Raw genomic sequence first — 13,119 nt, 5'->3', positions numbered from 1 at the left:
TGGTCCGGCCGCAGCACTCAACCAAACGTGAACGCATACGCATCGACGCCCGGATCGAGAAATTCGATCGAGAACGTGCGGTCGGCGATCGTGCCCGGCTGCCGCACCAGCTGGTACAGGCGTTGGCCGGTGACGGTGCCGTAGCCCTGCGCGTCGACGTCCGCGCCGTGTGCCGCGCCGGGCGCCGCGCCATCGAGCGTCACGCGAAAGCGCACCGGCTTGCCGTTCGCCCCCGGGCCGAGCACGAGGTGGAGGTCGCGCGCATGGAAGCGGTAGACGATCCTGCCGGCCGGCGCGGCGAGCGTCGCGCGCTCGGCGCCGACCTGCCACGTGCCGGCGAGGCCCCAGTCGTTCAGGTCGGGGTGAGCGGGTGCGTCGTAGCGGTGTGACGCGTCGCGCACGACGCCGCCCGGCGACGTGAAGTCTTCCGCACGCGCATAGCCGACATAGGTTTCGGGCGAGCGGACGTCCGCGCTGTCGGCCGCCGCGAGCGCGCCTTTCGCGGGCGCGCCGGTGAGCCCGAGCGGCACGTTCAGCGCTTCCGGGTGGCCGGCTTCGGCGAGCAGCGACTGGATCGCGCGTTCCGACTGCGCGTATTCGCCTTCGCCGAAGTGGTGATGGCGGATCCGCCCCTGTGCGTCGATGAAGTAGTGCGCGGGCCAGTATTCGTTGCCGAACGCGCGCCAGATCGCATAGCCGTTGTCGATCGCGACCGGGTAGTCGATGCCGAGGTCATGCACGGCCTTCTTCACGTTGCCGATGTCGCGCTCGAACGCGAATTCCGGTGCGTGCACACCGATCACGACGAGTCCGTACGGCGCGTACTTGTGCGCCCACGCGGTCGTGTACGGCAGCGTGCGCAGGCAGTTGATGCACGAATACGTCCAGAAATCGACGAGCACGACCTTGCCGCGCAGACCGGCCGCGGTCAGCGGCGGCGAATTCAGCCACTGCACGGCGCCGTCGAGCGACGGCAGCGTGCCTTCGACGGGCAGCGCGGCCGGCGCCGGCATCGCGGGCGTCGTGCCGGCCGTGCGCATCATCGCGCTGCCGGCCGCCGGTGCGCCATCGGTCGCCGCGGCCATCATCGCGCCGCTCGCCGTGCCGCTGCTGCTGTTGCTGCTGCCGGTGTTGCTCGTGGAGGACATGGCGGCCGGCGCACCATTCGAGCGCCCGCCGAGCCGGTCGACGAGCTTCGTCTCGAGGCTGCCCGTCGTGACCGTCGACAGTTGCGCGAGCGCACCCGTATCGAGGCCGAGCGCGATCGCGGCGACGCCGGCCAGCAGCGCAGCGCCGATCCCGCGCCGGATCCATTCGCCGGCGCCGAGCGAGCGCTTCATCGCGGCGAACACCTTGCCGCCGATCACGAGCGCGACGCCGAGCGACGTCGCCGCCCCGGCCGCATACGCGACCAGCAGCACCGTCGTGCCGACGCTCGCCCCGCGCAGCGCGGCGCCGGTCAGCACGAGCCCGAGGATCGGGCCCGCGCACGGCGCCCACAGCAGGCCGGTCGCGACGCCGAGCAGCAGCGACGACAGGGGACCGGCCGGGCGGCCGTCGCGCTGCGCGAAGCCGGTGAGCCGGTTGCCGGCCGCGACGAGCGGGCGCGTCAGGTGTTCGGCGAAACGCGGCAGCAGCAGCGTCAGGCCGAACACCGCGAGCAGCACGATGGCGAGCCAGCGGCCGGCCTGGTTGGCCTGCGCGACCCAGCCGCCGCCGACGGCGGCGAGCGTCGCGACGACGGCGAACGTGAGCGCCATGCCGATCAGCAACGGCAGGCCGGTACGCACGAACGGCTGGTCGGCGCGCGCGAACACGAACGGCAGCACGGGCAGGATGCACGGGCTCAGGATCGTGAGGACGCCGCCGAGATAGGCAAGGACGATGAGCAGCATGGGGCAGTCTCCGGTCGTTCAGAAGGCGGCGGCCCGTCAGGCGGCGGCCGGGTGGAAGGCGAGCGCGAGCCCGTTCATGCAGTAGCGCAGGCCGGTGGGCGGCGGGCCGTCGTCGAACACGTGGCCGAGATGGCCGCCGCAGCGGCGGCAGTGCACTTCGGTGCGCGCCATCCCGTACGACGGATCCGTCTCGGTCGCGACCGCGTGGTCGAGCGGCTTCCAGAAGCTCGGCCAACCGGTGTGGCTGTCGAATTTGGTGTCGGACGAGAACAGCGCGAGGTCGCAGCCGGCGCACGCGAACGTGCCGTGGCGGTGCTCGGCGTTCAGCGGGCTGCTGTACGGCGGCTCGGTGCCGGCATTGCGCAGCACCGTGTATTGGGCGGGCGTGAGGCGGCGGCGCCATTCGGCGTCGCTGCGGGTGATCTCGAACGGGGCGGCGGGCGGCGCGGCGAAAGCGCGGCCGACGAGCGCACGGCGGCCAGCCGACGACAGCGCCGCGAGCGTGGCGAGGCCGGTGGCGCCGGCGAACAGCAGATGTCTGCGGGTGGGCATGACGGGCTCCTTGAAGCAGGTCCTGAAAACATGCGCACAGAGTAGGCAGCGGCCGGTGTCTAAGTCCTCACGGAAAGTTAAAGGATTTGTGATGGTTGGGGTGTTTCGCGGGGGGGCGGTGGAATCCGTCGAAGCGCCAACTGGCAAGGGCCCTCGAACGGGTGAGCCGCCGATATTTACCGAGCGCCAGTTCGCGCCGCGATTTTTAGTGTTTTTTAGGGTTCGCCGAGTGGCGTGGCGAATCCGGACTTGGCTTGCCGATCACATTGAGCGAAAGCGCCGGGGCTCGCGGCGCGCTCCATCTGGCATTCCGCGCTACCGACTAGTGCGATGGACTATGGGGTTCGATCGCGAATGATCTGAGCGCGCTGCAACTCCGTGAACACTCGGTCCATACGCCGTTGCGAGACCAACGGTTCATGCGCGTGTAGATCGTGTGCCAGCGGCCGAAACGCGGGGGCAAGCCGCGCCATTTACACCCGTGCTCGGCAACGTAGAGGATCGCGTTGAGCACTTGCCAATAGAGTGTGAACACGCCCTAGCGCTAATTGTGAACGCCTACAGGAACTGCGCGCTGCGCGGGTGTCTTGCGGTGGATGCGCGACGGTTTGCTTGCATGTGAAGTTGTCCACCTCGATCCAATGGCTGCGCAGGATCCGGGCGTACGAAGCGATCGACTTCGGCGTCGGGTCTTCGACACGCATGCGTATCCTCCGCAGTCGGACAACCCGCAATGGCGGCGTGCCACGCGTCTGTCTCTGCTCGATGAGCGGCGGCGCACAACGACGCTGATTGGACTGCCGACAGGACACCGTGCATCAGAAAAACTCTGGCAGTTTTTGCAGATGCGTTGTCATCTTCCACAAATTCAGACTGGCTGAATGTGGATAAAGTACGCCTCACGGAGACGCTTCAAAGCACCGGAGTGCCAGATTCCCGTGCTTCGAGCCGGTAGTAAACAAGCGTTGTGCGATGTAGATGGCCGCGATGCGTCACGAACCAATGATGCAGCCGTCGAGCGCGGTTCAGCACCATTGACGGATCGCCGAGAGATCGACCGTAAGGTCACATCAGATTGAGGAGTCAATCATCATGAAGCTTGTCCTTTCGAAAGTCGCAAAGGCAATCGTGTCCGCGTGCGCCATTCAGAAGACCGACGTCATGGTCCGCAATTCGGCGGGACAGGAGATCCCGTACGTCATGTTGTTCACCATGTATGGCTTCGTCTGAGCGCGGAGCCACGGCTTTACAAGGAAGGAGATTCTCATGCGCACGACAATTGCAGCGATACTCTGCTTCGTCACGTGCTTCCCGTTGGCCGCAAGCGCCGGTGTAGTCGATGCGGGCTGCGCCGCGGCAGTGGTCACAAGTGGAAAGACGCGAGCTGAGGTGCGGGCCGAACTCGTTCAGGCAGAACGCGACGGCTGGATTCCGACTCACTCGCGCAGGCAGCGGACCTATCCGCCCGATATGGCGCAGGCTCGCCGGAATTGGGATGTCCGTGATGCAGGCGCCGGGACGACGCCATCCTTGCAGGCGTCGAACCAGCAACCTTGAGCAATGACCGTGGCGTCTGCATGCCGGCGCTGAAATATCGCCGCATCGTCATGCGGACTCGAGGGCGAGCAAGGCTCAGAATTTATGTCGTATAGCGACCCGATAAACCATCTGGTGGTTATTCGATGAATCTCCGGATCCGCCAATGTTGGCGACCGCTAGCGCGCCCGTCGACGATGTGCCGGAAGCGCGTTGCCAGCCGCCCGAGAAGTACACGTCGGTACGCTTCGACAGCAGATAGTCCAGCGTGAACGCCACCTGATTGTAGTGCTGATTGCCGACGGAATTGCCTTGTGCCGTCGCGACGCTCCGCGCCTTCATGTAGTCATACGCGACGCCGACGAAAAAGGCCGGCGTGACACAGTAGTTCAAACCGATGTCATAGTTGTTGAAGATGGCCGTACCGTTCAGGAACGACGCACCGAGATTGGCGTATTGAACATTTGAATACGACGCGCTGATCGTTGCGTTTCCGATCGTGTAGGCCGCCGCGATGACGGCGTCCTGATAGGCTTGCGCGACCTGATAAGCCGAATTCAGGGAAGAGGCCAGCAGATTGAAGCCGCTTGCATAGTTGGTGAACCATCCGTTACCTGGTGTCGACGTCGGGTGTTTGAAGTAATCGAACGCCGCGCCGATCTGAAGCGGACCGTGTGTGTAACCGACTCCAAGCGAATAGCCCGACGTCGAAGTGAAGTCGCCGGGCACGCCGCCAAGGCTATATTCGGCGCCAAAGGAGAAGCCGTGGAAGTCCGGGCTCATGTAGCGCACCGAGTTGTTGAATCGCACGCTGTTACTGGTGTTGTCGAAATCTCCCGGATGCGCACTTGCCAGGTCGCCAACCGCTGCAGCACCGGCAAGAAACTCGGGGAAATACCACACCATGTCGTATTGACGGCCGACGGTGAGAGAACCGTAAGTGTCGCTGCTCAGTCCGACGAAAGCTTGTCGGCCAAACGCCGTGCCGCCCTGGGCAAGTTGTCCGTTATTCACGTTGATGCCGGACTCGAGCGTAAAAATCGCCTTGAGACCGCCTCCCAGATCTTCCTTGCCGGTCAGCCCCCAGCGACTGCCGTCGATACCGTCCAGCGAGTCCATGTAGACAGCTTTGCCGCCGCCTACGTTGGTCTGGTAATGAATACCGTTGTCGATCTCGCCATAGAGCGTGACGCTGCTTTGGCTATGCGCGACGGAACTGGCCAGTCCCATGAGCGAGCCGACAATGATTTCGATTTTTTTCGTTTTCATGAGATCTCCGCATTTCAAAGGCATAAAAGAACCGTTCACCTGACGTTCATCGATTCAGCGCGTGGTGCAGGTCAGGCCGAGAAGGATTTCTTGAGGCCGTTCTTCGTCAGGCCATAGCAAGCGCCCATCAGGGCCACGCAAGCCGCTGCAACGAGTATTGGCGCTGCTGCAACGCGAAACATCGCGTCGACGGCCCAGTTGTTCGCGTACAGGACGCCCGCGAGGTAAGTGCCGCCCGCGGCGCCGAGCCGACCGAATCCATAGGCCCATGCGACGCCCGGGGCGCGCAATTCCGGGCTATAGAAGAGCGTGCACAACGCGATCGTGCAGGTTTGTCCGCCGCTGATGCAAAAGCCGCAAAAGAAGATCGTCGTGAGTAAAGCGAGATGCGATGAGCCGATTGCCACGGAGATCGCGTACATTGACACGGCGCCGCCGACGTAGACCGCGGACAGAATTCTGTAAGGGCTCGTGCGATCCATGATGGGTCCCATCAGCAGACTGGCCACGATGCCGCCGATGATCACGGTGATGGTCGCCCAGACCACGAGCGCGGGTGGGAACGAGATGGACGCGAGAACGGTCGGCAGCCAGCTTTGCAGAAAATAGAAAGCGGCCAGGTTGATGGCGAATACGGCCCACAGCAGGAATGTCCCCACGCGGAATTGTGCGGAGAACAATCCGAGCACGCTTGCGTCCGCTGGCTTCTCATCGTGAGTGACCAGTTCGCTGCCCGATTGCAGCGTGAAATCGGGAAAGAGGCGCTTGGTTAAACGAAGCAATTCGGCCGGCTCCGCATTTGCCGACAGGTAGGCCACGGATTCCGGCAGCAGCGGGATAAGCAACACCGTCAAGCCCAGTGCCGCGAGCCCGCCCAGCCACAGTGGACCTTCCCAGCCAAACCGCGGGATCAAGGCGCTACTGCAGATGCCCGCGAAGATAAACCCCAGCGCATATCCCAGGTAGACAAGAATGACGAAAGTCGCACGGGTTCTCTTCGGGCTGAATTCCGAAACGAGGCCCACCGCGCAAGGCGTGGCCGCTCCGAGGCCGATGCCTGTGAGGAACCTCAAGGCGATCAGTTGCGGCACGCTGGTGGCAAAGACGGTCAGGACGGTGAACAGGCCGAAAGCAGCGGTTGCCACGAAAGCAATCTTCTTCGTGCCGAAGCGCCGGGTCGCGAACGGAATGCCGAAGTTGCCGATTAGTAGCCCGAAGAAAACTGCTGAAAAAATCGCGCCGAATACCGCCTTGGGCAGTTGCCATTCTTTCGCGAGAACGGGCACGATGAAGCTGATGACCTGGGTGTCGAAGCCATCGAACAGCATGAGCAGCGCACAGAAGGCGACGATGAAATACTGCCTCCTGCCGATTCTGCGACTGTCGACGACATCGTAGACGTTGATTTGCCGTATTTCCATATTGTTCTCCTTGCGTTAAAAGGAAGGGTTTACTCCGGGTATTACATTTTGTTTGCTGGTTTAAAGGTGGTGGCGCAGATGGTCGAGCATTAAGTTCCAGTAAAACGGGTTTCAAGAATCGATGATTAATATGACGAATATTTGATTAATTACCGAGGCTGGTTGGTTATGCGAATGAAGCGGCGCTGCGGATTCAACGGACGACGACCGTGCCGTACGGGACAAGCCCCATACGCAGTGGTGCGGCGCTGTCGTCCGTCCGGCATTAGTATGAAAAAACTGTCTCGCTTGATTTATTATTTCGTCGCTCCGGATTTCATTGCGCTTGACGGAATCCGGGTCGCCTGGATCGTGAAGTCATTTTGATTGCACGGAGAAATATTGCCGCAGTTCAGGCAGCATTTCTTATTCTTGTGTTGCCGCAGTGGCGCTCCGTTCGGCAGATTGTGCGGTGAGAGCCGTCAATCGAAGCGCAATTCGCGGTCGGTGGCTCGCTGAACTTCGCGGTGCCGTCCACGTCGATCCGCGCGACGCCATCGTGGCTTTCGTCCGACTTGTGAGCCGCGTACGTGATGTGCCACAGATTGTGCACGAAGCACAATCGGGTCCGAACCGGACAGCACAGGCATCGACACTGTCGAAACGCTCACCCGCGAGCCCGGATTCCAGCTGTTCGGGAAGGCGAGGTCTGGCGCAATGAAAGTCGTGGCGGCATTCCAGCTTGGTATGGCGCGACTATGCCGGCTCATGCTTCGCATCGATTTCGCTACAATTTCAACATGTCGCTAAAATGCCGGATATGAACCGTTACGTTAGTCTTCCTGATTTTGCGGATCCCGACGCGATCGATCGGCCGGCGGTAGCGATGCGCATGCACGTCGACGAGCATGCTGCCGAAATCCCTGTTCACAAACATCTGAAGGGGCAACTGGTGCTGGCGTTGCACGGCGCCGTAACCTGTCGGGTCGCGGGCGCGTTCTGGATCGTCCCGCCGCAATGCGGCGTCTGGATTCCTGGCGAGATGCCGCACAGCAACCACGCCACGCCCAATGCCCGGCTTTGCTATCTGTTCGCAGAGCCCGGTATCGTCGACTTGCCGACGGATTGCTGCACGCTGTCCATTTCGCCGATGCTGCGGGAAATGATCCTGCATCTGGCCGACGCGCCGCCGGACCATGAGCAGGGCGGCCATACCGACCGGCTTGCGCGCGTGCTGTTGCATGAGCTGACGTTGATGCCGGTCGAGCGTCTTTATCTGCCGGTTACGGATCATCCGAGAATTCGGCAGATGGCGGACGCGTTGAACGCCAATCCCGGCGATCGCAGCACCGTCGCGCAATGGGCCAAGCGTCTCGCCATGAGCGAGCGTTCGCTGGCAAGACTCGTCGTCAGCGAAACGGGACTGACCTTTGGCCGCTGGCGGCAGCAGTTGCAACTGCTCGTTGCGGTGCGCGAGCTTGCCGGCGGCGCTTCCGTGCAACGCGTGTCGGACGAACTTGGCTACGAGTCGGTAACCGCCTTCATCACCATGTTCAAGAAAGCGCTCGGGCATTCGCCAGGCCGCTACTTCGCCGCGCTGGCGCGCACGCAGTCGGGGGCGGTCCTCGCGTCGACGACTTCGACCGAGATGGACGACCGAGCGGATGGCCCAGCGGATGGGGTGGCCGATGTGTGAAGTCGCGCGCCTCTGCGTATCGATGAACGTGTGGCGCGAGCGGCCGCAATCATGCGGCCCGTTCCTTCCCGATGCCCGTCGTGATGGAACGCGCTTCGCGTTTCGACGCGCCTTTCGTCCATTTTCCCGCCAGTGACTCCGGGTCCTGCGCGCTAGGCCGCCCGCATCAAATAGAAATGCTGTAGATCACGCATTTCGCAGAAGAGACCGCAGCTGACAGCGCTTCGGCGGCCCTGAATACGACCACACATTCTGCGGCATCCCCCGTAATCTTTGCGCACTCGCCACTGAATTCGCATTGCTTTTACGGAGTAGCAAGATGACCGACTTATCGACGGGGACACCCTCGATCCTTTCCCTGGGCCAGACGAAAGTTGACGACGACCCACTCGAAACAGCCGAATGGCTCGACGCGCTCGATGGCGTGGTCCGGCATGCAGGTGCCGAACGGGCGCAGTACCTGTTCGATCGGCTCGCGGCCCACGCTTCGTCCAACGGTATCGCAACGGCGCGCCTCAATATCACGCCATACGCGAATACACTTACCGTCGATCAGCAGCCCCCGTATCCCGGCGACTTCGATATCGAAGAAAAGCTTGCTGCCGCGCTGCGCTGGAATGCGCTGGCCATGGTGGTGCGGGCCAATCGTGCCTACGGTGAACTCGGCGGGCATATTGCCAGCTATGCGTCGGCGGCTGACCTGTTCGAAGTCGGCTTCAATCATTTCTTTCGTGGGCCGAATGATGCTCACGGTGGCGATCTCGTCTATTTTCAACCTCATTCCGCGCCGGGTGTTTACGCGCGGGCTTATCTCGAGGGCTTTCTCGACGAGACGCATCTCGAGCATTACCGACAGGAAATCACCGGTGCGGGCCTGTGTTCCTATCCGCATCCGTGGCTGATGCCGGACTTCTGGCAGTTCCCGACCGGCTCGATGGGTATCGGGCCGATCAACTCGATCTACCAGGCGCGTTTCATGCGTTATCTGCAGAACCGCGGATTGCAACGCACGGAAGGCCGAAAGGTGTGGGGCTATTTCGGCGATGGCGAAATGGACGAACCCGAGGCGATCGGCGCGCTTTCGCTGGCCGCGCGCGAGGGACTCGACAATCTCGTGTTCGTGATCAACTGCAATTTGCAGCGGCTCGACGGACCTGTGCGCAGCAATGGCCGCATCATCGACGAACTCGAAGCGCAGTTCACGGGGGCGGGCTGGAACGTCATCAAGGTGTTGTGGGGTTCGGACTGGGACGCCCTGTTCGCACGTGATCGCACGGGGGCGCTGTTGCGCGCGTTCGCGCACACCGTGGACGGCCAATTCCAGACTTTTTCCGCCAACGACGGCGCTTACAATCGCGAACGCTTTTTCGGTCAGAACGCCGAGCTGGCCGCGCTCGCCGCGCATCTGAGCAACGACGATATCGACAGCCTGCGGCGCGGCGGCCACGATGTGCGCAAATTGCACGCTGCGTACGAAAAGGCGTCGAAACACAGCGGGCAACCCACGGTCATTCTCGCGAAGACGATGAAGGGCTTCGGCATGGGCTCGATCGGCCAGGGGCGCATGACAACGCATCAGCAAAAGAAGCTCGACATCGACCAGTTGAAGGCGTTTCGCGACCGCTTTCGCCTGCCACTTTCCGACGACGATGTCGAACAACTCAAGTTCTACAAACCGGACGAAAGCAGTGCCGTCATGCAGTATCTGCACGCGCGCCGTGCGGCGCTGGGCGGCTACCTTCCCCGAAGGCGCACAGCGGCATCGCACGCGCCGGCCGTGCCAGCGATGTCGTCGTGGGGACGATTCGCGCTCGACACCAACGACAAGGAAATGTCCACCACGATGGCGTTCGTGCGCATGCTCGGCAACCTGTTGAAGGACGCCGAGCTGGGGCCGCGTGTGGTGCCCGTCGTCGCCGACGAGGCGCGCACCTTCGGCATGGCGAATCTGTTCCGGCAAGTCGGCATCTATTCTCCGCTCGGTCAACTGTACGAGCCGGAAGACATGGGTTCGATGCTCTATTACCGTGAGGATACGGGCGGCCAGATTCTGGAAGAAGGCATCTCCGAGGCGGGCGCGGTGTCGTCGTGGATTGCCGCGGCGACGTCTTACAGCGTGCACGATCTGACGATGCTGCCGTTTTATATCTACTACTCGATGTTCGGTTTCCAGCGTATCGGCGACCTGATCTGGGCGGCTGCCGACCAGCGCGCGCGCGGTTTCCTGATCGGCGCGACGGCCGGCAAGACGACGCTCGGTGGTGAAGGTCTGCAGCATCAAGACGGCACGAGCCACCTTGCGGCTTCGACGATACCGAACTGCCGTGCGTACGATCCTGCCTTCGCGTACGAAGTGGCGATGATCGTCGACGAAGGCATGCAGGAGATGATCGCGCGTCAGCGCGACGTGTTTTACTACATGACGGTCACCAACGAAAACTACGCACAACGTCCGTTGACTGAAGCGGATGTCGATCGCGTCCGGCGCGGCGTGCTCAAGGGGATGTACGTGCTGGAGCCTGCGCAGGTCGAGATCGCGCAGGTGCAGTTGCTTGGCTCGGGCGCGATTCTCGGTGAAGTCCAGGCCGCGGCACGGATGTTGAAAGACGACTGGAATATCGACGCGGCCGTCTGGAGCGTGACGAGCTTTACCGAATTGCATCGCGACGGCGTGTCCGCGGAGCGCAAGCAGCGGCTGCTGGAGCGCGGCGAGCCTCCGGTGCCGTACGTGACGGCGGCCCTGGGCGCCGCGCGTGGACCGGTGATTGCCGCGACCGACTATGTGCGCGCCGTGCCCGAACTGATCCGCGCGTACGTGCCGTCCCGCTATGTCGTGCTCGGTACCGACGGCTTCGGGCGCAGCGATACACGTGCGGCGTTGCGGGCGTTCTTCGAAGTGGACCGTGCGTCGATCGTGATCGCCGCGCTGAAAGCACTCGCCGACGACGGCCAGCAGGACCCGGACATCGTGCGTCGGGCGATCGACCGATACGGGCGAATCGGAAGCGGGCTGATCGAACCCTGGCTTGTCTAGAACCCGTTGACCGGTGCGCGCCATGAGAGCGGCGCGCGAATCGGCTGCTCGAAGGCTTCGCGCGTTCATCGGTCCATCGTGGGCAATCCGATCGAATCAAGTGCGTCCGGCCAGATGAAGAGGAGTGCCGACTGTTGAAACGCTTGCTGTTGGAGACGAATGTGCGGGTGACACGAATAGAAGTACCGGATATCGGCGATTACAAGAACATCCCGGTGATCGAAGTTCTGGTGGGAGTTGGACAACGCGTCGAACAGGAGCAGTCGCTCGTCGTGCTCGAGTCGGACAAGGCGACGATGGATGTGCCCAGTCCCACCGCTGGCGTGATCAAGGAGCTGAAGGTCGCGGTTGGCGAAACGGTGTCGCAAGGCACGCTGATCGCGCTGCTCGAGAACGACGGTGAGCGGCAGGACGACGCGGTGCCTGTGCCTGCTGCCGCCTCCGCGGCGCGCGATCTCACGTGTTCGTCGGCGAATGTCACGACAGTGCCAGTGCCAGTGCCCGCGCCGGCGCCCGAACTGAAAGCCGCGCCCGCGCCATTGCATCGCGCCCCGGCGCACGAAGGCGAACCGCATCGCGACAGCCATGCGTCGCCGTCGGTGCGCAAGCTCGCGCGAGAACTGGGCGTCGAGATATCGCATGTGCAGGGCACCGGTCCGAAGCAGCGCGTTACATCGGAAGACGTTGCCGCGTTCGTCAGGAATGCGATGACGGCATCGTCCAGCACGTCTCCAGTCTCGACGCCTGTCCCGGCGAACGCAGCGGAGCTGGGTTTATTGCCATGGCCGAAGGTGGATTTCGCGAAATTTGGTCCCGTCGATTCGCAGCCGCTGTCGCGGATCAAGAAGATCTCGGGCGCGAACCTGCATCGCAACTGGGTGATGATCCCGCACGTCACGAACAACGACGAAGCGGACATCACCGAACTGGAGGCACTGCGTGCGCAGCTGAACAAGGAACACGAGAAGGCGGGCGTGAAGTTCACGATGCTCGCGTTCGTGATCAAGGCGGTCGTCGCCGCGCTGAAGAAGTTCCCGACCTTCAACGCGAGCCTCGACGGCGACAACCTGGTGTTCAAGCAGTACTACCACGTCGGTTTCGCCGCCGATACGCCGAACGGCCTCGTCGTGCCGGTGATCCGCGATGCGGACAAGAAGGGTCTCGTCGACATCGCGAAGGAAATGGCCGAGCTGTCGAAGGCCGCGCGCGACGGCAAGCTGAAGCCGGACCAGATGCAAGGCGGCTGCTTCTCGATCTCGTCGCTCGGCGGGATCGGCGGCACCAACTTCACGCCGATCATCAACGCGCCGGAAGTCGCAATCCTCGGGTTGTCGCGCAGCGCGATGAAGCCGGTGTGGGATGGCAAGCAGTTCGTGCCGCGGCTCATTCTGCCACTGTCGTTGTCGTGGGATCACCGAGTCATCGACGGGGCGGAAGCGGGACGCTTCAATGCTTATCTGAAAACCATCCTGGGCGATCTCCGTCGCGTCATTCTTTGATGAGCAGAGGGGCTCGCAGGGGCGTGGGGTTTCTGTCGGTCATCCACGCCTCGTCGTTGAACCTGTTTTGCTAACGGTCTGCCAGCGTCGCCCCTGCGCGGGGCGGCGGTCACTTTTCTTTGTCTTCCAAAGAAAAGTAACCAAAAGAAAGGCGCGTCCTTGGGCGGACCGCAAAGGTGGTCCTGCCCAGCATCGCGTTCTCTTGTCAGGCCGTCGTTCAGCGGTTGAGCCCTCTCCC

At 62.7% G+C, this 13,119-nt stretch carries 9 protein-coding genes and 1 pseudogene; 5 read left to right on the top strand and 5 right to left on the bottom strand.

Going from position 1 to position 13,119, the window contains the following annotated elements; all coding sequences use genetic code 11:
• Positions 1-17: 17 nt before the first annotated feature.
• The 3 genes and pseudogenes from ACVK00_RS31890 to ACVK00_RS31880 form a co-directional block, all read right to left on the bottom strand.
• Positions 18-1,895, bottom strand: coding sequence for a cytochrome c biogenesis protein DipZ (locus tag ACVK00_RS31890; RefSeq protein WP_284900128.1), 1,878 nt, complete (start codon positions 1,893-1,895; stop codon positions 18-20).
• A gap of 36 nt (positions 1,896-1,931) precedes the next feature.
• Positions 1,932-2,447 carry a peptide-methionine (R)-S-oxide reductase MsrB gene (gene msrB, locus ACVK00_RS31885; protein ID WP_228910443.1) on the bottom strand — a complete coding sequence of 172 codons (516 nt, stop codon included), beginning with the start codon at positions 2,445-2,447 and terminating at the stop codon, positions 1,932-1,934.
• A gap of 350 nt (positions 2,448-2,797) precedes the next feature.
• Positions 2,798-2,964, bottom strand: a pseudogene (locus ACVK00_RS31880) (transposase); the annotation flags it as partial.
• A 575-nt stretch (positions 2,965-3,539) separates the two neighbouring features.
• Between ACVK00_RS31880 and ACVK00_RS31875 the strand changes: the two are divergent.
• Together ACVK00_RS31875 and ACVK00_RS31870 are read left to right on the top strand one after the other, a co-directional pair.
• Complete coding sequence (locus ACVK00_RS31875; protein WP_228910444.1) at positions 3,540-3,677, top strand: hypothetical protein; 138 nt, start codon at positions 3,540-3,542, stop codon at positions 3,675-3,677.
• A gap of 36 nt (positions 3,678-3,713) precedes the next feature.
• On the top strand, positions 3,714-4,004 hold the full coding sequence (locus ACVK00_RS31870; RefSeq protein ID WP_284900126.1) for a DUF4148 domain-containing protein: 291 nt from the start codon (positions 3,714-3,716) through the stop codon (positions 4,002-4,004).
• A gap of 75 nt (positions 4,005-4,079) precedes the next feature.
• On the opposite strand, the gene ACVK00_RS31865 is transcribed toward ACVK00_RS31870, so the two are convergent.
• Positions 4,080-5,252, bottom strand: a complete 1,173-nt coding sequence (locus ACVK00_RS31865; RefSeq protein WP_354123378.1) for a porin — start codon at positions 5,250-5,252, stop codon at positions 4,080-4,082.
• Between the two features lie 71 nt (positions 5,253-5,323).
• Positions 5,324-6,673, bottom strand: a complete 1,350-nt coding sequence (locus ACVK00_RS31860; protein ID WP_284900122.1) for an MFS transporter — start codon at positions 6,671-6,673, stop codon at positions 5,324-5,326.
• Between the two features lie 790 nt (positions 6,674-7,463).
• Between ACVK00_RS31860 and ACVK00_RS31855 the strand changes: the two genes are divergently transcribed.
• The 3 genes from ACVK00_RS31855 (at position 7,464) to aceF (ending at position 12,881) form a co-directional block, all read left to right on the top strand.
• Positions 7,464-8,348, top strand: a complete 885-nt coding sequence (locus tag ACVK00_RS31855; RefSeq protein ID WP_228910448.1) for an AraC family transcriptional regulator — start codon at positions 7,464-7,466, stop codon at positions 8,346-8,348.
• A 319-nt stretch (positions 8,349-8,667) separates the two neighbouring features.
• A complete protein-coding gene (mdeB, locus tag ACVK00_RS31850; RefSeq protein ID WP_284900118.1) occupies positions 8,668-11,382 on the top strand; it encodes an alpha-ketoglutarate dehydrogenase in 2,715 nt (904 codons plus the stop codon).
• Between the two features lie 161 nt (positions 11,383-11,543).
• Positions 11,544-12,881: a dihydrolipoyllysine-residue acetyltransferase gene (aceF, locus tag ACVK00_RS31845; RefSeq protein WP_354123412.1), complete on the top strand. Its 1,338-nt coding sequence runs from the start codon at positions 11,544-11,546 to the stop codon at positions 12,879-12,881.
• The last annotated feature ends 238 nt before the right edge of the window (positions 12,882-13,119 follow it).

It is taken from the genome of Burkholderia sp. PvR073 (assembly GCF_054055695.1).
Note: the sequence above shows the minus strand (reverse complement) of the source record. Positions and strands in the feature narration are given on the sequence as shown.

What these genes read in the sequence shown, in the direction of transcription:
- ACVK00_RS31860 (WP_284900122.1), bottom strand. Translation starts at nt 6,673, where the DNA reads ATGGAAATACGGCAAATCAACGTCTACGATGTCGTCGACAGTCGCAGA.
- ACVK00_RS31875 (WP_228910444.1), top strand. Translation starts at nt 3,540, where the DNA reads ATGAAGCTTGTCCTTTCGAAAGTCGCAAAGGCAATCGTGTCCGCGTGC.
- ACVK00_RS31865 (WP_354123378.1), bottom strand. Translation starts at nt 5,252, where the DNA reads ATGAAAACGAAAAAAATCGAAATCATTGTCGGCTCGCTCATGGGACTG.
- ACVK00_RS31870 (WP_284900126.1), top strand. Translation starts at nt 3,714, where the DNA reads ATGCGCACGACAATTGCAGCGATACTCTGCTTCGTCACGTGCTTCCCG.
- ACVK00_RS31890 (WP_284900128.1), bottom strand. Translation starts at nt 1,895, where the DNA reads ATGCTGCTCATCGTCCTTGCCTATCTCGGCGGCGTCCTCACGATCCTG.
- msrB (WP_228910443.1), bottom strand. Translation starts at nt 2,447, where the DNA reads ATGCCCACCCGCAGACATCTGCTGTTCGCCGGCGCCACCGGCCTCGCC.
- mdeB (WP_284900118.1), top strand. Translation starts at nt 8,668, where the DNA reads ATGACCGACTTATCGACGGGGACACCCTCGATCCTTTCCCTGGGCCAG.
- ACVK00_RS31855 (WP_228910448.1), top strand. Translation starts at nt 7,464, where the DNA reads ATGCCGGATATGAACCGTTACGTTAGTCTTCCTGATTTTGCGGATCCC.